Below are 21,114 nucleotides of genomic sequence, written 5' to 3'. Positions count from 1 at the left end.
CGGCCCGCGTTCGGCAAACCTGCGAGCCTCGCTCGCCCTGCAAAGTGTATGGCTGCAGTTATGAAGACTCCGCTCTGGTTCCCGCAAAGCTTTTTCTCCCGCACGCTCTGGCTGGTGCTCATCGTCGTGCTGTTTTCCAAGGCCCTGACGCTGGTATATCTGCTGATGAACGAAGACGTGCTGGTCGACAGGCAATACAGCCACGGCGTTGCTCTGACCCTGCGCGCGTACTGGGCCGCCGGTGAAAACGATCGCGAGGCGATTGCCGAGGCGGCAGGTCTGATTCGGGTGGTGGGCGGCGGCGTGCCGGAAGGTGAGCAGCACTGGCCTTACAGTGAGATCTATCAGCGGCAGATGCAGGCTGAGCTGGGCGCCGATACGGAAGTGCGTCTGCGGGTACACGCGCCACCCGCGCTGTGGGTGCGAGCGCCGAGCCTGGGTGATGGCTGGCTGAAAGTGCCGCTTTATCCGCACCCGTTGCGCGGTCAGAAGATCTGGAACGTGCTGGGCTGGTTCCTGGCCATCGGGTTGCTTTCCACGGCATCCGCCTGGATTTTCGTGCGTCAACTGAGTCAGCCGCTCAAGCGTCTGGTGTTTGCGGCGCGCCAGTTGGGGCAGGGGCGCAGCGTGCGGCTGCCGGTGAGTGACACGCCGAGCGAGATGACCGAAGTCTACCGGGCCTTCAATCAGATGGCTGAAGACGTCGAGCAGGCCGGGCAGGAGCGCGAGCTGATGCTGGCCGGGGTTTCCCACGACCTGCGCACACCGCTGACGCGCCTGCGCCTGTCTCTGGAGCTGATGAACGACAATGAGTTCTCCGAAGGCATGGTGCGCGATATCGAGGACATGGACGCCATTCTCGATCAGTTCCTGGCGTTCATCCGCGATGGACGCGACGAAGAGATCGAAGAGGTCGATCTGGGGCACCTGGTGCGCGATGTGGTTGCCCCCTTCAATGACGATGAAGACAGCATCCGTCTGTGCCTGGAGCCCATTCCGCCATTCCCGCTGCGCCGTGTCTCGATGAAGCGCCTGCTGACCAACCTGATTGGCAACGCCAAGCACCACGCCGGTAACGGTATCGAAGTCGCCGCCTATGTATCCGGTGACCGAAACGCGCCTTACGTGGTGTTGAGCGTGCTGGACAGGGGCGCGGGCATCGATCCGTCCGAGCTGGACACCATCTTCAACCCGTTCATTCGTGGTGATCGCGCACGCAGTGGCAAGGGCACCGGCCTCGGCCTGGCCATCGTCAAGCGTATCGCTGCCATGCACGGCGGTAATGTCGAGTTGAGAAATCGTTCGGGAGGCGGACTGGAAGCACGCGTAAGGCTGCCGCTGGGGCTGATGCTGCCGAGGGATGCGATTTAAGAAGAGTGGGAAGCGAGAAGGGATATATAAAGCGCCGCGCAAGGTCACGGGAGGCGTTCGAAAGGTCGACGCATTCTCGTAGCCTTGCACGGCGGCTTGCCTGACCCGGCCCTTGGCGGAGGTACTCCCTGTACCCCTAGGTCACGCCGATCATATGATCAACGCGTCCCGGCCCCCTGGTCATGTGCGTACCTTCCTCAGGCCGCACAAAGCCGAAAGGTGTCGACTCCTGGAGCCGACACCTTTCTTCTGGATCAATACCAGTTCGGGTCCTTGCGCAGCTCTTCATTCAAGAGCTTTTGCATACCCTCGTCAGGCTTACCCAGGTAACGGTAAGTCGCGTGACGTGTTGGCGATTTGTCTGCAGGAAGACCGGCAGGCACTTCAACCAACATGGCGTAAGCATCTTCCTTGTCGAGGCTGAAAGCCACGATCAGGCGCTTGCTTTTGCACGTATCGGCCGTTTCGCAGAGCGGTCCAACCAGATAGTTGTCACCGTCTTCAGTGGCCGCTGTCATCTGCTGCCCGGAAGCACCGGACAGGTTGATCACCCAATCCGGCAAACGCTCTTCCTTCTTGACGACCTTCGCCCAGGTGGTGCGGTACTCGGGGGCGGAGCTTAGAAGCTCATTGACCCGAGACTGCCCATCATTGGCTGCCATGACCATGGCACTGCCACCCATCAACAGGGCGGCGGCCAGTGTGCGAAATGACGTGTGCATTATCAGCCTCGACCGCGACGACCGAAGAAGAACGACACAACGAACATCACCAGGAAGACGACGAACAGGATCTTGGCGATACCAGTAGCCGTGCCCGCGATGCCACCGAAGCCCAGTACTGCAGCGACGATAGCGATGATCAGAAACGTGATTGCCCAACTCAACATGGTGATACTCCTTTTGATGCCGTTTTAATAAGGGTGCTGCTTTTTAAGGTCGGGTCAGAAAACCCATTTTTGCTGCGGAGCGACTTCATCTACAGAAACCAGGCCGTCGACATTGCGCAGGCTTGAGGACATGTCCTTGACTGCTGGTGCACTAACACCGCGATAGGAGATGCTGCTGGTCTGGATGAATTGCTGTTTCGGTTGAGCTGCCTCGTTGGCTTGATTCCAACGCTGGAACTGCTGAATGGCGATCAGAGTAACGAGCAAGGCAAGGAGCAGAAAAAGACCTTGCTGGATGTGCAGGGGAGAGATACGCAATTGTGCAATACGCTGGCTGTTCATCTGCAAAATCCCCTTGCCTGAGTGGGCATTCAATCTGATGGGTCGTTGTGGATCGACCTTTGTTGAATGGGTTATTGCAGACTGCATGCCAGTTTTTGATCGATATAAATCTCTTTAAAATCAATAGGTTAATAAGTCAAGCAAGAGCGTCCTACCAGCAACCTGCACGATTACCCCTTTGTAATCGTGCGTTCTGCACGAAGCTCTCAGCGCGATGGCGCTGAACCCTCAGCCTGCGCTGCGCGCCATGACCTTCAGCGCATCGCCGTTGACGCCTTTAACACCACGAATATTTTTCGCGATTTCCACCGCCAGTTCTTTCTCGGCGAAGTTGGCAACCACGCCATTCAGGCTGACCACACCGGCCTTGGTGTCCACTTTGATGTTCAGCCCATCCAGCGTCCGGCTGTAGATCAGGCTCGCCTTGACCTTGCTGGTGATCCAGGCGTCACTCATTTCCTCGGTCGGGGTCAGTGACTGTGGCTGAGTCTTGGCCGCGATCGAGTCGGCCGCGCTGAGGCTGATCAGGTTATTGACGCTGACCACGCCATCGGTATTGCTGGCCAGGCTACCCGCCAGCTCTTTGGCTTCGGGACTCTGTGCCCGGCCCTTGAGGGTGATGACGCCGTCCTTGCTGTCGACCTCGATATTCAGCGCTTCGGTCACGCTGCTCCACAGCAGCTTGGATTTCACCGTCGCGACCAGCGTTGCATCCTCGAAGCGCTGAGCCATGTTGGTCCGGGTGCCAGGCTCGCTGGCGACAGCAGGATCCACCTCCAGCTGGTTGTCGACCTTTTCGATGCCTTTGGTATCCAGCGCGATGCGCTCGGCCAGCTCGCGGTCCACCTCGTTTTCAACCTTGCCCTTGAGCGTCGCAGTGCCTTGTTCGACACCCACATCGATCTTGAACGGGCTCAGATGCTTGTTCAGCGCGAAAGCTGTCCAGATCGAGCCTTCCTGGCGCGCCTCGGTGAGCTGAGTGGGCAGGTCAGGCTGGGCGAGTACCGGGCCACTGCCCAGTAGCGCAGCGGCGGCGGTGATCAGAGCAATCTTTTTCAGTGAAAACATAAGAGCGTTCCTTTTGCGGTGAGATTTCGTCTCCGAATAGACGGTTTTAACGGCATAAACGCGGATTAATCAGGCTGTTCGCCATTAGCTGATCAGAAAGCTACCATGCATGCCGAAGAATCAATCAGAATTGACCATGCAACTTGCCCGATGATTCCGAGACTAACTGAGACAATTCATTAAGGAGCGTAGGAAAAATGGAAGCAGCCACTGAGAATCAGGGCCGTATTCTGCTTGTGGACGACGAGTCCGCCATCCTCCGCACTTTCCGGTACTGTCTGGAAGACGAAGGCTACAGTGTCGCCACTGCCAACAGCGCAGCCCAGGCTGACACGCTCATGCAGCGCCAAGTATTCGATCTGTGCTTTCTCGATTTGCGTCTGGGCGAAGACAATGGCCTGGACGTGCTGGCGCAGATGCGGATTCAGGCGCCGTGGATGCGTGTGGTGATCGTGACTGCCCATTCGGCGGTGGATACGGCTGTCGATGCCATTCAGGCTGGCGCAGCCGACTATCTGGTCAAGCCGTGCAGTCCTGACCAGTTGCGTCTTGCAACGGCCAAGCAGCTTGAAGTCAGGCAACTGTCTGCACGTCTCGAAGCACTGGAAGGCGAGGTTCGCAAGCCCAAGGATGGTCTGGATTCCCACAGCCCTTCGATGATGGCCATTCTGGAAACGGCCCGTCAGGTGGCGGTCACCGATGCCAACATCTTGATTCTGGGCGAGTCGGGTACCGGTAAGGGCGAGCTGGCCAGGGCGATTCACGGCTGGAGCAAGCGGGCCAAGAAGTCCTGCGTCACCATCAACTGCCCGTCGCTGACTGCAGAACTGATGGAAAGCGAACTGTTCGGCCACAGCCGCGGCGCTTTCACCGGTGCCAGCGAAAGCACGCTGGGTCGTGTCAATCAGGCCGATGGCGGCACCCTGTTTCTCGACGAGATCGGCGACTTTCCGCTGACGTTGCAGCCCAAGTTGCTGCGCTTCATTCAGGACAAGGAATACGAGCGCGTCGGCGACCCGGTGACCCGACGTGCCGACGTGCGCATCCTGGCCGCCACCAACCTCAACCTTGAGGACATGGTGCGCAGCGGGCGTTTCCGTGAGGATCTGCTGTACCGCCTGAACGTAATCACCCTGAATCTGCCAGCCCTGCGTGAGCGCAGCGAAGACATTCTGACCCTGGCGGACCGCTTTCTGGCGCGTTTCGTCAAGGAGTACGCTCGTCCGGCTCGCGGCTTCAGCGAAGAAGCCCGTGCGGCGCTGCTCAATTACCGCTGGCCGGGCAACATTCGTGAGCTGCGTAACGTGATCGAGCGAGCCAGCATCATCTGTCCACAGGAACGCGTGGAAGTCAGTCATCTGGGCATGGCTGAGCAGCCGACCAACAACGCACCGCGGGTGGGAGCGGCCTTGAGTCTGGACGAGCTTGAAAAGGCACACATCGGGGCCGTACTGGCAACCAGTGAAACCCTTGATCAGGCCGCCAAGACGCTGGGTATCGATGCTTCGACGCTTTACCGCAAACGAAAACAGTACAACCTATGAAATACCTCAAATGAAGCTGGCCATGAAGTTGCGCACCCGCCTCTTTCTGAGTATTTCGGCGCTTATCACGGTCGCTTTGCTCGGGCTGCTGCTGGGGCTCGTCAGTGTCATGCAGATGGCCCGGACTCAGGAATCACTTATTCAGCATAACTTCGCCATCCTCGATCTGGGCTTGAAGTTGCGCCAGAACATGGGTGATCAGTTGGTGTTGATGACCGGTTCCAATCGCAATGACGTTGAGCTGGACAGAATCCAGAAGCAGTTCGAAGAGCTGCTGGAGCAAGGATCGGTGCAGGACACCCAGCAAAACGTACGCAACGGTTTTGAAAAGACCCGGGGCGATTATCAGCGATTCATTGCCGCCTGGCAGCAGTATCGCAATGATCCGCGAGGCATACGCGGCAACCCGCAATTGAGCGAAAGTTTCGACACGCTGCGTAACGGTCTGATGGATGTGCATCGCAAGGCGCTGGAGAACATCAGCAACGCCGAGATCAACTCCAGGGATCGTGCATTGTGGATCGCCGGCTTGCTGGGCCTGGTCGGGCTGGCGGTGCTGTGCATCGGCTTTGTGACCGCGCATGGCATCGCCCGTCGTTTCGGTGCGCCGATCGAGGCGCTGGCCAAGGCTGCCGATCGCATTGGTGAGGGTGATTACGAGGTCACGCTGCCCATTTCCTCGGCCGCAGAAATGAACCTGCTGACCCGGCGCTTCGGCATCATGGCCGAAGCCCTGCGTCAGCATCAGGCGACCAACGTCGATGAGCTTCTGGCGGGCCAGCAGCGCCTGCAGGCGGTCCTCGACAGTATCGACGATGGCCTGCTGATGATCGATCGGCAAGGCCACCTGGAGCACCTCAACCCTGTTGCGCAGCGCCAGCTCGGATGGGACGAGAGTCGCCTCGGGCACAGTCTGGGCGAGGCGTTGGGTCGCCCCGAGCTGGACGAGCAATTGCATCTGGTGCTGCGAGGCGGAACGCTGGAGCGCGCGCCGGAAGACCTGGCCATCGAAATCGACGGCGAGTCGCGACTGCTGACCTACAGCATGACGCCGGTCAGCCACACCAAAGGCCACATCCTGGGTGCGGTGATGGTGCTGCACGATGTGACCGAGCAGCGTGCTTTCGAGCGGGTACGCAGCGAGTTCGTCCTGCGCGCCTCGCATGAGTTGCGCACGCCGGTCACGGGCATGCACATGGCGTTCGGCCTTCTTCAGGAGCGTCTGCATTTTGCTCCCGAGTCTCGTGAGGCCGATCTGCTCAATACGGTCACCGAAGAAATGCAGCGTCTGATGCAGCTCATCAACGACCTGCTGAATTTCTCGCGTTACCAGAACGGTCTGCAGAAGCTCAAACTTGCACCGTGCTCCATCGAGACCTTGCTGCAAGAAGCCAAGGTGCGCTTTGAGGATCAGGCCCAGGAACAGGATATTGTGCTGATGCTGGATATGCAGGAGCCGATGCCGCGCCTGCATGCCGATCAGTCCCAGCTGGAACGGGTGCTGGATAATCTGCTGGACAATGCCTTGCGTCATACGCCGCCGAACGGCCTGATTCGCCTGCAGGCCAGGCGTCACGGCGAGCGGGCGATCATCAGCGTCGAAGATAACGGCGAGGGCATTGCCTATGGACAGCAGGGGCGGATCTTCGAACCCTTCGTCCAGGTCGGTCGCAAGAAAGGCGGTGCCGGGCTCGGGCTGGCGCTGTGCAAGGAGATTGTCCAGCTGCACGGCGGACGCATGGGCGTTTATTCACGGCCGGGGCAGGGCACGCAGTTCTATATGGCTTTACCGCTCTGAGGGCTTGAGCGCCAGGCCCTCATGCGCTTCAATTCGAATGATTGAGCACCTGCAGGATGGCCGCGCTCTGTGCGTCCGGCTCGCCGTCGAAGCGAGCCGGGCGATAGTGCATCTGGAAGGCGGCCAGTACCTGGCGTGTTGCGACGTCCAGCTCACCGGTCTGCGGGGTACTGTAGCCCAGGCGTGCCAATTGCTGCTGGAACCAGGTGATGCTCGGCAGATTGACTGCCAGCAATGCCTGACGCTGGGCAACCTGGCGTTCGTCCGGCCAGTTTCCCAGACCTTCGGCAGCGAGGCGTTTCCACGGGAACAATGGCCCCGGATCCTGCTTGCGCGACGGGGCGATGTCGCTATGACCGATGATGTGTTTAGGGTCGATCTTATTGCGTTTGACGATGTCCTTGAGCAGGACAATGATCGACTGGGTCTGTGCTTCGGTGTACGGATACCACAGGCGACCTGTCGGCGTTTCCTTGAAACCCGGGTTGACGATCTCGATGCCGATCGAGCTGGAGTTGAGCCAGGTGCGGCCTTCCCACTCGCTTTCGCCGGCATGCCAGGCACGTGCGTTTTCATCGACCAGTTTGTAGATGGTGGCCTTGCTGTCGTCACCGATCAGGTAGTGGGCGCTGACCTCGCCATGGGTCAGTAACTGCAGCGAGCGTTCCAGCGAAGCCGAGGTGTAGTGCATCACCACATACTGGGCACGGCCATCGAAATTTACCGAGGGATGGCTGGTATCCAGCCTGGGGCCGCTGGCACAGGCAGTGAGGAGGAGCATGAGCAAGGCAGAGAAATACAGCTTCATGAGGTCGGCAGCGTCGGCAGGAAATGAAACATCATAACAAAATGTGTACAAATAGCATGGGGCGCCAGCCATTTGTTCAGGTCAAAATGTTTCAGTCAGCCCTGTTCGATGCGGTTCCGGCCGTTCTCCTTGGCCTTGTAAAGCGCCTGGTCGGCACGTTTGATGGCGGTGTCGCTCTTCTCTGACGGGCGAAAGGCCGTCAGGCCAATGGAGACGGTGATGGTGACTCGCTCGCCCTTGAAGTGGAAAGGGCATGACTCGACGGCGGCGCGCAGTTCATCCAGAAGCGTCAACCCGGTGGCAAGAGGCGTTGCAGGCAGCAGCATGACGAATTCTTCGCCGCCAAACCGTGCCATGAAGTCATCGGCGCGCAGGCGTTTGCTGAGGACATTGGCGACGATCTTCAATACCTTGTCGCCAGCCAGGTGACCGTAGCCATCGTTGATGCGTTTGAAATGGTCCAGGTCCAGAATGCACACCAGCAAGCTGTTTTTTTCTTCCTGCCACCTGGCCATCTCCTGTTCGAGGCGCTCACCCCAGGCGGCACGATTGGGCAGTCCGGTAAGCGGGTCGATCAGGGCCTTTTGACGCTGTTCCTCCAGGTGAGTCCTGAAACCCAGGGCTTCCTGCTCCATGCTCGCGACGCGGGCCGCCAGACCTTGCAGGCGCGAGGCCACTTCGCGCTCGCGGGCATCGCGTTTGAGCTGGTAGTGATCCATAGTGCCAAGCAGCGCCTCGAGCCGATTATCGAGCACTCGCTTGAGGCTGGGCAGATCGGAGGCGTCCTGAACACTGCTTTGCAGGCCGCCCACCTGTTCGCGCAACTGGTCGTTCAGGTCGCGCGCGGTGGATTGGTCTTCGGCATGATCTTCACTGGCGGCCTGCAGGTGGCTCTGAAACGATTCGAGCCGCTCATTGAGCTGCTTGAGGTAAGTGCCGAACTCCTGCTGACCGCCGTTGTTGATCGCCAGCATCAACACCGCCAGATCGTCGAGGATCGGCAGCAACTCGTACCAGTTAAGCCCATGTTTCAAGCGTAACTGCATGTCCTCGACCTGCGGGCGAAAGTGCTCGGACAGGGTCAGGTCGTCCAGCAGGCCCAGCAGGGTTTGTTCAATGTGTGCCGCCACAGAGCTGTAGCTGGGCTCTGGTGAGGAGGGCAGCGCGTAACCTTCTTCGCCCTCTGCCGATTCGGGCTGCTGCTCGGCCTCTGCGTCGGGTTCCTCAACTGTCACCTCGATTGGCGCGGGCCGCTGCTGGTAGGGCACTGATGGGACTGGCGCCAGAACATCCGCAAAATCGATGGGTTCGACGGTGGCAGGTGCAGGTTCGGCGACGGCTTCTGCCGATATCGGGGCAATATCCGTGGCAGTGGCCGGTGGCACAGGTTCTTCAGGCGTCACTGCAGCGGGTATTACTGCGGCAGGCGCAGCGGTTTCCGGGGCAGGCGCTGGCGGCGTGCTGTCTGCGGCAATGGGTGCTGCGGCAGGGGAATCAACAGCCTCGGCTTCGACAGGAGGGGCGTCTGGCGGGGCGTGAGTGTTCGCTGCTCGCGGCTCGGCATCGGGTTCATGCGATTCCGGCGCGGAGAAGGTGGCGTCGTCGGGGTGAGCAGCCTCGGGATGGGAGTCGTTGCTGTGGCCTTCGCGCGAACCGAACAGGCGTTGCAGCAATCCCTGGCGCGGACCTTCTTCGGGTTTTTCAACCTGGGTCAGGGCCTGGCCCTGCAAATTGCTCAACTCGCCGAGCAACAGGGGCAGCTCGCGGGCCTGGGAGGCGCGCTCTTCAAGCTCCTTGGCAAAGCGCTTGAGCGGCTTGCGTACGTCGCGTGGCAGCGGCAGTGACTGCAGTTGTGCAACCAGTGCGGTCAATGCCGAGCTGATTTGCGCGGCCCTGACTTCGCGGCGTTGTTCAGAGTCCAGTACGGCTTTTTCGAGGCGCGGGATCAGGGCTGCCAGGCCCGCATCCATATCGTCCTTGCGGACGATTTCGCGCATTTCCTTCATGCATTCATCGACAGCGCGGTCAGAGCCCTCCGCCGCCAGACTGCTGCGCACCAGACCGCGGCGCAACAAATCGAGCCGCGCATCCCAGCGCTTTTCGAGCTTGTCCTGTTGCTCGATCCCTTTGAGGTATTTCTCTTTCCAACGCTCCGCGTCGTCGCTCATGCAAGGCTTCCACCAGAGGGCACAGGCAGTGAGTCCCCACGCAGTGAGTCAGGCAGGCGAATCTCGACAGCGACAGGCAGGTGATCGGAAATGGGTTGCGCCAGCACCTGTACGCGTTCGAGCGTCAGGGTCGGGCTGAGCAAAATGTGATCGAGGCAGCGTTGTGGCCGCCAGCTCGGAAAGGTCGCCTCTATCTGCGGGGCCAGAAGCCCCAGATCCCGTAGCGGCGAGTGTTCCAGCAGGTCATTGGCGTGGGTGTTCATGTCGCCCATCAGCACCTGATGGCGATAACCGCCGATCAGTTCGCGAATGTAGGCAAGCTGCCGGGTTCTGGTCCGAGTCCCCAGCGCCAGGTGCATCATGACCACGACCAGCGCATCCTCGCCTTCGCCGAAACGCACAAGGATTGCGCCGCGCCCGGCCGGGCCTGGCAGCGGATGATCCTCGATCTTGGTCGGACGCAGACGGCTCAGCACGCCGTTGCTGTGCTGCGCCAGACGCCCGAGATTGCGATTGAGCTGTTGATACCAGTACGGAAAGCCGCCCAGTTGGGCGAGATGCTCGACCTGATTGACGAAGCCGGAGCGCATGCTGCCGCCGTCGACTTCCTGCAGCGCGACAAGATCGAAATCGTTGATCAGATCGCCGATCTTCTGCAGGTTGCCCGCCCGACCGCCATGCGGCAGCAAGTGCTGCCAGCTGCGTGTCAGGTAGTGATGGTAGCGCTGGGTACTGATACCCACCTGGATATTGAAACTGAGCAAACGCAGCCTGCCGTCTTCCGGCAGGCCGTTTTGCAGCAGATGATGTTCGTTGACCTGCGGATCATGCAGGCCAACGATACGGGTACTGCCTTTGCCCCAGCGGCGCATGATGTGCGCTTACTTGGCGGCTGCGGCAGCCGCTCGCTCTTTGGCAATCAACTGGTCGGCAACTTCCAGGGTCTTTTCCGGACCACCGGCAGAACCCAGGTCAAAGCGGTACTTGCCATTGACGATCATGGTCGGAACGCCAGTAACTTCGTACTTCTTGGCCAGTTCCTTGTACTGGGCGATCTTGCCCTTGACTGCGAAAGAGTCGAACGTCTTCAGGAAGTCTTCCTTGTTCACGCCCTGTGTGGCGACGAAATCAGCCATGTCATTCTTGTCGGTCAGGCGCTTGCCGCCTTTCTGGATGGCTTCGAATACGGCCGCGTGAACCTTGTGCTCGACGCCCATGGTGTCCAGGGTGATGAACAGTTGGCCGTGAGCGTCCCAAGGGCCGCCGAACATGGCAGGGATGCGTACGAACTTGACGTCGGACGGCAGTTTTTCAACCCACGGATTGATGGTCGGCTCGAACGCGTAGCAATGCGGGCAGCCATACCAGAACAGTTCGACGACTTCGATCTTGCCTGGCTCGGCAACAGGCACAGCGCTTGCCAGCTCGACATATTGCTTGCCGGCCTCGATGGGCGTGGCAGCCTGGGCGGACATACCGAACAGACTGGCGGCAACCAGAGCGGCGCTGATGATCAGATTACGCATGCTTTACTCCTGAGCAGATTGAATCGCCTTCAAGCGACGGTGGTTTCGACCGGACGCGAAAGCCTGAGTTCGTTAGTGTAACGCTGAGGTTGTAAAAATGGGCGACCGAGGACGGCCTTTTTGCATAAGGAGTGAAGCAGGTCATGTCTGAATGTTCCAGCACATCCGTCAGAGCGGCCCGATACGGTGTGAGTGTGGGTCGGGGGACAGGTGTGTCATTATATGCGCACGCATCCAAACGAAACCGACACCTCCTGCCGCACCCCTTGCAGGCAGGTCTTCACCGGAAATCACATGCAACTCAAAAACCCCATCCTCGGTCTGTGCCAACAGGCCACGTTCATGCTCAGCGCCGCCAAGGTCGACCAATGCCCCGACGACGAAGGTTTTGAGGTCGCGTTTGCCGGTCGCTCCAACGCGGGCAAATCGAGTGCGCTGAACACCCTGACCCACGCCAGCCTGGCGCGTACATCCAAGACCCCGGGGCGTACCCAGTTGCTGAACTTTTTCGGTCTGGACGAAGATCGCCGTCTGGTCGACCTGCCCGGTTACGGCTACGCCAAAGTGCCCATCCCGCTCAAGCTGCACTGGCAGCGTCACCTGGAAGCCTATCTGGGCAGCCGCGAAAGCCTGAAGGGTCTGATCCTGATGATGGATATCCGTCATCCAATGACCGACTTCGACGTGCTGATGCTCGATTGGGCCATCGCCAGCAACATGCCGATGCACATTCTGTTGACCAAGGCCGACAAGCTGACCTACGGCGCGGCCAAGAACACGCTGCTCAAGGTTCAGGCCGAGATTCGCAAAGGCTGGGGCGATGCAGTGAGCATCCAGTTGTTCTCGGCCCCCAAGCGCATGGGGCTGGAAGAGGCTTACACCGTGCTGGCCGACTGGATGGAACTGGAAGACAAGGCACCTGCGGAGTAAATCGCAGGCAAAAAAGACCCCGGACTTCGCATGGGGAGGGGGAAGTTCCGGGGCTTAAGGTCCAGACCTTAGGGTGGGATCTGGATAACTGCCAACACTTAACACAACTAGGAGCACGATCGATTTTTCAACCAATCGACACGTCTGACTCCTGTCCAAACGGTTAAGTTCCAGCAGTGAAGAAAAGTTCACATTTCCTACAGTATTTGACGAACCTGCGTACAGGTCCGCCATTTCAGGCTCAGTGAGCCTCGTCCCAATTGTTGCCAACCCCCACTTCCACCAGCAATGGCACTGCCAGTTCTGCTGCGCCGCTCATGTGTGGACGGATCTGTTCACTGACCTGATCGACCAGGTCCTCGCGCACTTCAAGCACCAGTTCGTCGTGAACCTGCAGGATGACCCGAGCATCCAGGCCGGACTCGTCCAGCCAGCCGTTCACCGCCACCATGGCTTTTTTGATGATGTCCGCAGCGGTGCCCTGCATCGGCGCGTTGATCGCCATGCGTTCCGCGCCTTTGCGCAGGGACTGGTTCTTGGCGTTGATGTCCGGCAGGTACAGGCGACGACCGAAGATGGTTTCGACAAAACCTTGCTCGGCAGCCTGGGCCCGGGTGCGCTCCATGTAGTTCAGCACGCCAGGGTAGCGGGCGAAGTAGCGGTCGACATACGCCTGTGACTGCTTGCGATCGACGCCAATCTGCTTGGCCAGACCGAATGCGCTCATGCCGTATATCAGACCGAAGTTGATTGCCTTGGCGCTACGACGCATGTCAGTGGTGACGTTTTCCAGCTCGACGCCAAAAACCTCCGCAGCCGTCGCGCGGTGAACGTCCAGGTCATTGCGGAATGCGTGCAGCAACCCTTCGTCCTGAGCCAGATGCGCCATGATGCGCAGTTCGATCTGCGAATAGTCGGCGGCCAGCAGTTTGTAACCCTTCGGGGCCACGAACGCCTGACGAATGCGCCGGCCTTCAGCGGTACGAATCGGGATGTTCTGCAGGTTCGGATCGCTGGACGATAAGCGACCGGTGACGGCCACTGCCTGATGATAGGAGGTGTGAATCCGCCCGGTGCGCGGGTTGATCTGCTCTGGCAGGCGGTCGGTGTAGGTGCTCTTGAGCTTGCTCATCGAGCGGTATTGCATCAGCACCTTGGGCAGCGGGAAATCCTGCTCCGCGAGTTCGGCGAGCACGGCCTCGGCAGTCGATGCCTGGCCGGTGGCGGTCTTGCTGAGAATCGGCATGCCGAGTTTTTCGTAGAGAATCACACCCAACTGCTTGGGTGAGCCGAGGTTGAACTCTTCGCCGGCAATGGCGAAGGCTTCGCGCTCCAGCGCAGTCATCTTGTCGCCCAGTTCGACGCTCTGGATGCCCAGCAGGTTGGCATCGACCAGCGCGCCCTGGCGCTCGATACGCGCCAGCACAGGCACCAGCGGCATCTCGATATCGTTCAATACCGGCTGCAGGGTCGGAATCGCGGCCAGCCGTGCGTCGAAGACTTCATGCAGGCGCAGGGTCAGGTCCGCTTCTTCGGCGGCGTAATTGCCCGCCTGCTCCAGGGCAATCTGGTCAAAGCTCAGTTGTTTGGCGCCTTTGCCGGCAATTTCCTGGAAATTGATCGGCGTGTGCGTCAGGTACTTGGCCACCAGGCTGTCGCGGTCATGGCGGGTGGCGGTGGAGTCCAGTACGTAGGATTCCAGAATGGTGTCGAAGCGCACGCCCTGCAGGTCGATACCTTGCGCCTGATCGCCGTCGATCGCGCAATTGGCCAGCAGATTTATTGCGAACTTGGCGTGCTGGCCGACCTTGGTTTTGTCCGGATCTTCCAGCAGTGGCTTGAGCGCCTTGAGCACGGTGTCGCGGTCCAGCTGCTGCGGCACGCCCATGTACGAGTGGGTCAGCGGAATGTAAGCGGCTTCGTGGGTCTGAATGGCGAACGACAGGCCGACCAGTTGCGCACGCTGGGCATCGGTGCCGTTGCTCTGGGTGACGAAGGCAAACAGCGGCGCGGCCTGCAGCTTCTTCAGCCACGCATCGAACTGGCCCTGTTGAAGAATGACTTCATAAGCCGCTTCCCTGGCCTCGACAGTAGGCTCTTCGACGGTCAGCTCCTGGCCGGCACGTTTGGCGTCGCGTTGCAGGTCTTCGATCCAGCTCTTGAATTCCAGCTCGGCGTACAGCTCCATCAACGTGTCGCGGTCGGGCTCGCCGCAATGCAATTGATCCAGCTCGATGTCCAGCGGTACGTCGATCTTGATGGTCGCCAGTTCGTAAGATAGAAAGGCCATCTCACGATGTTCTTCGAGTTTGGCGGCCAGGGTCTTGGCGCCACGGATCGGCAGGGAAGCGACCTTGTCGAGGTTCTCGTAAAGCACCTTGATGCCGCCGCCAATGCCGACCAGCAGACCGACCGCGGTCTTCTCGCCAACGCCGGGCACGCCGGGAATGTTATCGACCTTGTCGCCCATCAAAGCCAGGTAATCGATGATGTGCTCCGGACCGACGCCGAATTTCTCTTTCACGCCCGCCACATCCATCACGCTACCGGTCATCGTATTGACCAGGGTGATGTGGCCGTCGACCAGTTGCGCCATGTCCTTGTCGCCGGTGGAGATCACCACTGGACGATCGGCTGCCGCGCTGCTGCGTGCCAGCGTGCCGATCACGTCATCGGCTTCGACGCCTTCGACGCACAGAAACGGGTAGCCCATGCCTTTGACGCAGGCATGCAGCAGGTCGACCTGCACGCGCAGATCGTCCGGCATGCTCGGCCGGTTAGCTTTGTAGTCGTTGTACAGCGCATCACGGAACGTCCCGCCCTTGGCGTCGAACACCACGGCGAGCGGGCTGTCCGGGTACTGGCGCCGCAGGCTTTTGAGCATGTTGAGCACGCCCTTGACGGCACCGGTCGGCAATCCTTTGGAGGTGGCCAGTGGTGGCAGTGCGTGGAAGGCGCGGTAGAGGTAGGAGGAACCGTCTACCAGGACGAGTGGCGCTTGGGTCATGAGCAGAATCAACCTTTTCGGCGGGGTCGGCGCTAGAATGCGCGAACCATTGACGACAAAGGGACAAGGTTATCATGCGCAAGGTAAATCGACTGATATTGACCGGGCTGTTGGCCTTTTGCCCTTTGCTCGCTGTTGCAGCAGAAGATCCACCTTCTGCGGCGCCGGACGTTACTATTCGCACTGACGGTGACAGAACCATTCAGGAATACCGCCAGAACGGCTTTCTGTATGCGGTTAAAATCACCCCGAAACACGGCAAACCCTATTTTCTGGTGCGCGCCGATGGTACAAGCCCCAATTTCATTCGTTCGGACCAACCGGACATGCTGATCCCGCAGTGGGAAATATTCAGCTGGTAGCACCCTACATTCACTTCAATCGTTGGCAGTCCTGATATGTCCGTTTTTACCCCACTGGCTCGGCCCGAGCTGGAAACATTTCTCGCCCCTTACGGGCTCGGCCGTCTGCTTGACTATCAGGGCATCGCTGCCGGTAGTGAAAACACCAATTACTTCATCAGCCTGGAGCAGGGCGAGTTCGTGCTGACGCTGGTCGAGCGCGGCCCGGTTCAGGAGATGCCGTTCTTCATCGAACTGCTCGACGTGCTGCATGAAGCCGATCTGCCAGTGCCTTATGCGCTGCGCACCACCGACGGTCAGGCGCTGCGCGAGCTGGCAGACAAACCGGCGCTTTTGCAGCCGCGTCTGCCGGGCAAGCACATCAGCGAGCCGAACACCCAGCACTGCGTGCAGATCGGTGAGTTGCTGGCCAACCTGCATCTGGCAACCCGCGGGCAGATCGTCGAGCGCAAGACTGATCGCGGTCTGGATTGGATGCTGAGCGAGGGGCGCAATTTTCTGTCGCACCTGGGCGAGACTCAGCGAGCGCTGCTTGAAAAGAGCCTTCAGGAAATCGAGGCGTTCAAGCCGCAGATCATGGCGCTGCCGCGCGCCAACCTGCATGCCGACCTGTTTCGCGACAACGTACTGTTCGAAGGGACGCACCTGACCGGGTTGATCGATTTCTACAATGCCTGCTCGGGTCCGATGTTGTACGACCTGGCGATTGCCCTGAACGATTGGTGTTCCCGGGAAAACGGTCAGCTCGACGCTGTTCGCGCGCGCGCCTTGCTGGGTGCCTATGCGGGCTTGCGACCGTTCACGGCTGCGGAGTCGAAGCTGTGGGCGATCATGTTGCGTATCGCTTGTGTGCGTTTCTGGCTGTCACGTTTGATCGCCGCCGAAACCTTCGCCGGGCAGGATGTGCTGATTCATGATCCTGCGGAGTTCGAGCGCCGCCTGGCCGAGCGCCAGGAAGCGCACATTGCATTGCCGTTTGCGCTCTGAGACCGGACCTGTCTCCGCGAGCCTGAGCTAGTTGGGCGGCTGACTATCGTTCCCATGCTCCGCGTGGGAATGCAGTTGGTGACGCTCTGCGTCGCAAGAGGACGCGGAGCATGGGCACGATAGTGTTATCCCTGATGACTATCGTTCCTCACGCGTGGGAATGCAGTTCGTGACGCTCTGCGTCACACAGCAGTGCTGCTATGTGGGCGGTGGCAGTCAGAGACTGCTCAGGCAACCTGCCAAATCATCAGCCAGCTTTTGCAGTACTTGCTCGTAACCCTGCGCGGTGGCCGGGGTGTAGCCGCCCAGTCCGTCCAGTTCGGCCAGTTTGACCGGCAGGCCGGCGCTCAGGGTTTCGGCCAGGCGCGGGCGCAGGGGTGGCTCGCTGAATACGCAGGTCTTGCCGGCAGCTTTCAGGCGTTCGCGCATGGCGGCGACGTGCTGGGCGCCGGGCTGGATCTCGGCGGCGATGGCGAATACGCCGGCATGCTTGAGCCCATAGGCCTCTTCGAAATAATCGAAGGCCTCGTGGAACACGAAGTACGGCTTGCCTGCCACTGCGCTGACACGTTGCTTGATACGGGCGTCCAGTGTATCGAGACGTTTGCTGAAAGCCTCGGCGTTGCTGGCGTAGCGTGCTGCGTTGGCGGGGTCGGCGGCGCTCAGGTCGGTGGCCATTTTTGCGGCGATCACCCGCGCGTTGACGGTCGACAGCCACAGGTGCGAATCGAGACTGCCGGGACGGTGGTCGTGGTCATGTTCGTCTGCGTCGTTGTCGTGATCATGCTCGTGGTCATCATGCGAGGCATTGTCTTCGCCAAAGTGGCGCAAGTGCATGCCCGGCAGCGTCTGTACGGCAACCGTAGGCAGTTTGCGGCCTTTCAGGACGCGCGGCAGGAAGGTTTCCATGTCCGGGCCGATCCAGTAGAGCAACTCGACTTCCTGTACGCGCCGTACGTCGGATGGGCGCAGCGCGTAGTTATGCGGTGAGGCACCCGGTGGCAGAAGCACTTCCGGTGTACCGACGCCATCCTGTACAGCGGCCGCAATCAGCTGCAGAGGCTTGATACTGGTCAGCACTCGGACCTCGGCCTGAGCGGGGGCGATGATCAGCAGGCTGACCCAGAAAACAGCAGCAAGATTTAAAAGACGGCGCACTCGAATCACTCATATCAGCCAGGAACGGGTAACATAATAACGTCTCTAGCCAATATCGTCGCTGCTCATGCCCAATACTCCCCTGGCCAGTCGCCCCCATGACCACTCTCACTGCGTGCATTCGGCCCTCGCCGAAGCCGATACGCTGTGCGCCAAACAGGGTCTGCGCCTGACCACCTTGCGCCGTCGCGTGCTGGAACTGGTCTGGCAAAGCCACAAGCCGCTGGGTGCCTACGACATCCTTGCGGTGCTGAGTGATGAAGACGGGCGCCGTGCGGCCCCGCCAACCGTTTACCGTGCGCTGGATTTCCTGCTGGAAAACGGTCTGGTGCACCGGATTGCCTCGCTCAACGCCTTCACTGGCTGCAACCACCCCACTCACGCGCATCAGGGCCAGTTCCTGATTTGCCGCCTGTGTCATGCGGCGATCGAGCTGCAGCACCCGGCCATCAGCAATGCCGTGGTCGATGCCGCCGCAGGCGTCGGCTTCGCGGTCGAAGGCCAGACGGTCGAGATCGTCGGCGTGTGCGCTGGCTGCAAGGCCGCTTGATGTCGGATGCATTGATACGTCTGGACAAGGTCGCCGTGACGCTTTCCGGGCAAAACGTTCTGGATGACATCCAGTTGAGCGTCAAACCCGGCGAGATCGTTACCCTGATCGGCCCCAACGGTGCCGGCAAGACCACGCTGGTGCGTGCGGTGCTGGGGCTGCTCAAGCCCGACTCCGGTAGCGTCTGGCGCAAGCCGAAGTTGCGTGTCGGCTACATGCCGCAAAAGCTGCATGTGGACCAGACGCTGCCGCTGTCGGTGCTGCGTTTCCTGCGCCTGGTTCCCGGTGTGGATCGCACGGCCGCAGCGTCGGCGCTGGAAGAAGTCGGCGCCGGAAAGGTCATCGACAGCCCGATTCAAGGCATTTCCGGCGGCGAGATGCAGCGTGTTCTGCTGGCCCGCGCATTGTTGCGTAAGCCTGAGTTGCTGGTCCTCGACGAACCGGTGCAGGGTGTCGATGTGGCTGGACAGGCCGAGCTGTACAGCCTGATTACCCGGCTGCGCGACCGCCACCAGTGCGGCGTGCTGATGGTTTCCCATGATCTGCATCTGGTCATGAGCACCACCGATCAGGTGGTGTGCCTGAACCGCCACGTTTGTTGCTCCGGGCATCCCGAGCAGGTCAGCCATGATCCGGCCTTTGTCGAGCTGTTCGGCAACAATGCGCAGAGCCTGGCGATTTATCACCACCATCACGACCACGCCCATGATCTGCATGGCGCGGTGGTGAATGACGCTGCGACCTCTCACACTCACGTTCACGGAGACAGCTGCAAGCATGGCTGATTTTCTACTGTATGCCTTGCTCGCAGGCGTTGCTCTGGCCGTGGTCGCTGGCCCGCTGGGATCATTCGTGGTCTGGCGGCGCATGGCGTATTTTGGCGACACACTGTCCCACGCCGCGCTGCTCGGCGTCGCACTGGGCTTCCTGCTGGATATCAGCCCGACCATCGCGGTGACGGTCGGCTGCCTGCTGCTGGCGGTGTTGCTGGTCACGTTGCAGCAGCGTCAGCCGCTGGCTTCGGACACGCTGCTGGGGATTCTGGCGCCAAGCACCTTGTCGCTGGGGCTGGTGGTGCTCAGTTTCATGCACGAAGTGCGCATCGACCTGATGGCCTACCTGTTCGGCGATCTGCTGGCCATCAGCCCGGCTGATCTGGGCTGGATTCTGGGCGGCAGCACGTTGGTGCTGGTGCTGATCGTCGCGCTGTGGCGCCCACTGCTGGCAATGACCGTGCATGAAGAACTGGCGCGGGTCGAAGGCCTGCCGGTTGCTACACTGCGCATGACGCTGATGCTGCTGATCGCCGTTGTGATCGCGGTTGCGATGAAAATCGTCGGTGTGCTGCTGATTACGTCGCTGTTGATCATCCCGGCGGCTGCGGCACAGCGTCACGCCCGTTCGCCGGAGCAAATGGCGCTGGGCGCGAGCCTGTTGGGCGTGATAGCCGTGTGTGCCGGGCTATCATTGTCCTGGTTCAAGGACACCCCCGCCGGACCGTCTATAGTGGTATCCGCTGCGGCGTTGTTCTTGCTCAGCTTTGTTCTACCCAGGCGAGCGGTGTAGACTTGCTCGTTTTTTGCGCAAACTAGAGAATCGCAGGAATGAAGCCGTTCGCCCCACGCTATCTGCTGCTTGTCGCATTTTCCATCCTGTTGGGTGCCTGCCAGAGTGCGCCCACTGTCGAGACGCCTGCCTCCGAGGCTCAGCCTGACGCGTTCGCTCAGCTCGAGCAGAACATCGCCGGCAATGAGCTGGCAACCGCCGAGGACCAATTGGCGGCGTTGCAGGCGGCCAATCCTGCCGACATCCGTCTGGAGCCTTTTCAGCGTCGTCTGGCCGAAGCCTATCTGAGCCGTAGCCAGATCAGCCTGCAGAAGGGTGACATGAACGCGGCGGCCTCTGCGCTGAGCCGTGCACGCGCCCTGATGCCCAAGGCACCGGCGCTGACCAGCGGCGTCAACGGCGCCATTGCCCATGCGCGCAAGGCCGAGCTGGAAAAAGCCGAAGCGGATTTGAAGGCGGCCGAGGCCAGAAGGGTTGCCAAGCTGATTGATCCGTCGGCAGAAAGCACGACGATTGAACTCAAGATCGGCGATATGCGTGCACTGCGTCGCCAACTGGACGATATCGCAGCCGATACCGTAGCGTTCAACTGCGAAGTGCTGATGGTGGTGCCGCGCACCGAAGACTATCCGTGGCTGGCGACGTTGCTGACCAAGCGAGTGGTCAAGACCAATCCGGATTTCGAACTGCAATTGCGTCGCCAGATCGAGCGCAATGAAAAAGCGCAGATCATCCTGACACCAGCCAAGTCCTGAGCCGATCCTTGATCCGCTCTTGATTCTGGCCGAAGGCCGTGGGAGCGAACTTGTTCGCGAAAGGGCCGTTACATCCGCTGAGTATGTATCGCCCGGAATAGCGCTTTCTCAAACAAGCAAAGCGTCGCTCGGTTCTCTCGGATGCCCTGCGGTCAGAAACCCCATTTCGTGTGCTCATCGAGATCATGTATCACGATTAGCGTCCAGAACTGCATTCCCACGCGCAGCGTAAAGGACGAGAAGTGTTGGGGAATCTATGCGGGGGGGGGGCGAGAGCGTTCAGAA

The 21,114-nt window shown here is 60.2% G+C and carries 20 protein-coding genes; 10 read left to right on the top strand and 10 right to left on the bottom strand.

Annotated features, from left to right (window positions below; translation table 11 throughout):
* Window positions 1–60: 60 nt before the first annotated feature.
* The gene (locus GE543_RS23855; RefSeq protein WP_003392530.1) at window positions 61–1,371 is read left to right on the top strand and encodes an ATP-binding protein; all 1,311 of its coding nucleotides are present in this window, start codon (window positions 61–63) and stop codon (window positions 1,369–1,371) included.
* A 254-nt stretch (window positions 1,372–1,625) separates the two neighbouring features.
* Here the strand turns inward: GE543_RS23855 and GE543_RS23850 are convergent, their stop codons facing one another.
* The 4 genes from GE543_RS23850 to GE543_RS23835 form a co-directional block, all read right to left on the bottom strand.
* A complete protein-coding gene (locus GE543_RS23850; RefSeq protein WP_011266282.1) occupies window positions 1,626–2,093 on the bottom strand; it encodes an inhibitor of vertebrate lysozyme family protein in 468 nt (155 codons plus the stop codon).
* Between the two features lie 2 nt (window positions 2,094–2,095).
* Window positions 2,096–2,260, bottom strand: a complete 165-nt coding sequence (locus GE543_RS23845; protein ID WP_002555679.1) for a DUF1328 domain-containing protein — start codon at window positions 2,258–2,260, stop codon at window positions 2,096–2,098.
* Window positions 2,261–2,314: 54 nt separating this feature from the next.
* Entirely contained in the window at window positions 2,315–2,602 is a 288-nt protein-coding gene (locus GE543_RS23840; RefSeq protein WP_011266283.1) for a hypothetical protein, read from the bottom strand.
* 228 nt (window positions 2,603–2,830) lie between these two features.
* Window positions 2,831–3,670, bottom strand: a complete 840-nt coding sequence (locus GE543_RS23835) for a BON domain-containing protein (protein WP_003414069.1) — start codon at window positions 3,668–3,670, stop codon at window positions 2,831–2,833.
* 197 nt (window positions 3,671–3,867) lie between these two features.
* On the opposite strand from GE543_RS23835, the gene algB reads away from it, so the two are divergent.
* Both algB and GE543_RS23825 read left to right on the top strand, forming a co-directional pair.
* Window positions 3,868–5,214: a sigma-54-dependent response regulator transcription factor AlgB gene (gene algB / locus GE543_RS23830; protein ID WP_003318895.1), complete on the top strand. Its 1,347-nt coding sequence runs from the start codon at window positions 3,868–3,870 to the stop codon at window positions 5,212–5,214.
* Window positions 5,215–5,224: 10 nt separating this feature from the next.
* Complete coding sequence (locus GE543_RS23825) at window positions 5,225–7,012, top strand: KinB sensor domain-containing domain (RefSeq protein WP_153222518.1); 1,788 nt, start codon at window positions 5,225–5,227, stop codon at window positions 7,010–7,012.
* A gap of 28 nt (window positions 7,013–7,040) precedes the next feature.
* On the opposite strand, the gene GE543_RS23820 is transcribed toward GE543_RS23825, so the two are convergent.
* From GE543_RS23820 to GE543_RS23805, 4 genes are all read right to left on the bottom strand, one after another.
* Window positions 7,041–7,820: an N-acetylmuramoyl-L-alanine amidase gene (locus tag GE543_RS23820; protein WP_153222517.1), complete on the bottom strand. Its 780-nt coding sequence runs from the start codon at window positions 7,818–7,820 to the stop codon at window positions 7,041–7,043.
* Window positions 7,821–7,915: 95 nt separating this feature from the next.
* Complete coding sequence (locus tag GE543_RS23815; protein WP_153222516.1) at window positions 7,916–9,988, bottom strand: GGDEF domain-containing protein; 2,073 nt, start codon at window positions 9,986–9,988, stop codon at window positions 7,916–7,918.
* A complete protein-coding gene (locus GE543_RS23810) occupies window positions 9,985–10,860 on the bottom strand; it encodes an endonuclease/exonuclease/phosphatase family protein (RefSeq protein ID WP_003414076.1) in 876 nt (291 codons plus the stop codon). Before GE543_RS23810 ends, GE543_RS23815 begins: the two co-directional genes overlap by 4 nt.
* A gap of 9 nt (window positions 10,861–10,869) precedes the next feature.
* Window positions 10,870–11,514, bottom strand: a complete 645-nt coding sequence (locus GE543_RS23805; protein ID WP_003403888.1) for a thiol:disulfide interchange protein DsbA/DsbL — start codon at window positions 11,512–11,514, stop codon at window positions 10,870–10,872.
* A gap of 294 nt (window positions 11,515–11,808) precedes the next feature.
* On the opposite strand from GE543_RS23805, the gene yihA reads away from it, so the two are divergent.
* Complete coding sequence (gene yihA, locus GE543_RS23795; protein WP_003341625.1) at window positions 11,809–12,444, top strand: ribosome biogenesis GTP-binding protein YihA/YsxC; 636 nt, start codon at window positions 11,809–11,811, stop codon at window positions 12,442–12,444.
* Window positions 12,445–12,685: 241 nt separating this feature from the next.
* On the opposite strand, the gene polA is transcribed toward yihA, so the two are convergent.
* The gene (gene polA / locus GE543_RS23790; protein ID WP_153222515.1) at window positions 12,686–15,451 is read right to left on the bottom strand and encodes a DNA polymerase I; all 2,766 of its coding nucleotides are present in this window, start codon (window positions 15,449–15,451) and stop codon (window positions 12,686–12,688) included.
* A gap of 74 nt (window positions 15,452–15,525) precedes the next feature.
* Here polA and GE543_RS23785 point away from each other — a divergent pair, with 74 nt between their 5' ends.
* Together GE543_RS23785 and GE543_RS23780 are read left to right on the top strand one after the other, a co-directional pair.
* Window positions 15,526–15,813, top strand: a complete 288-nt coding sequence (locus tag GE543_RS23785) for a DUF2782 domain-containing protein (RefSeq protein WP_024693376.1) — start codon at window positions 15,526–15,528, stop codon at window positions 15,811–15,813.
* A gap of 36 nt (window positions 15,814–15,849) precedes the next feature.
* Window positions 15,850–16,800, top strand: a complete 951-nt coding sequence (locus tag GE543_RS23780; protein WP_003318905.1) for a homoserine kinase — start codon at window positions 15,850–15,852, stop codon at window positions 16,798–16,800.
* 216 nt (window positions 16,801–17,016) lie between these two features.
* On the opposite strand, the gene znuA is transcribed toward GE543_RS23780, so the two are convergent.
* Entirely contained in the window at window positions 17,017–17,958 is a 942-nt protein-coding gene (znuA, locus tag GE543_RS23775) for a zinc ABC transporter substrate-binding protein ZnuA (protein WP_371927247.1), read from the bottom strand.
* Window positions 17,959–18,025: 67 nt separating this feature from the next.
* Between znuA and GE543_RS23770 the strand changes: the two genes are divergently transcribed.
* From GE543_RS23770 to GE543_RS23755, 4 genes are read left to right on the top strand one after another with little or no spacing between them, the layout of a single operon-like run.
* Window positions 18,026–18,508: a Fur family transcriptional regulator gene (locus GE543_RS23770; protein ID WP_153222514.1), complete on the top strand. Its 483-nt coding sequence runs from the start codon at window positions 18,026–18,028 to the stop codon at window positions 18,506–18,508.
* Window positions 18,508–19,293 carry a zinc ABC transporter ATP-binding protein ZnuC gene (znuC, locus tag GE543_RS23765; RefSeq protein WP_046236107.1) on the top strand — a complete coding sequence of 262 codons (786 nt, stop codon included), beginning with the start codon at window positions 18,508–18,510 and terminating at the stop codon, window positions 19,291–19,293. The genes GE543_RS23770 and znuC overlap by 1 nt, the downstream gene beginning before the upstream one ends.
* Window positions 19,286–20,074 carry a zinc ABC transporter permease subunit ZnuB gene (gene znuB, locus GE543_RS23760; RefSeq protein WP_003341611.1) on the top strand — a complete coding sequence of 263 codons (789 nt, stop codon included), beginning with the start codon at window positions 19,286–19,288 and terminating at the stop codon, window positions 20,072–20,074. The genes znuC and znuB overlap by 8 nt, the downstream gene beginning before the upstream one ends.
* Before the next feature lie 38 nt (window positions 20,075–20,112).
* Entirely contained in the window at window positions 20,113–20,829 is a 717-nt protein-coding gene (locus tag GE543_RS23755) for a PA5502 family lipoprotein (RefSeq protein ID WP_003414093.1), read from the top strand.
* Window positions 20,830–21,114: the final 285 nt, after the last annotated feature.

The sequence above is a fragment of the Pseudomonas sp. SZ57 genome (genome assembly GCF_009495975.1).
Classification (GTDB): Bacteria; Pseudomonadota; Gammaproteobacteria; order Pseudomonadales; family Pseudomonadaceae; genus Aquipseudomonas; species Aquipseudomonas syringae.
This window is presented reverse-complemented; position numbering and strand designations above follow the sequence as displayed.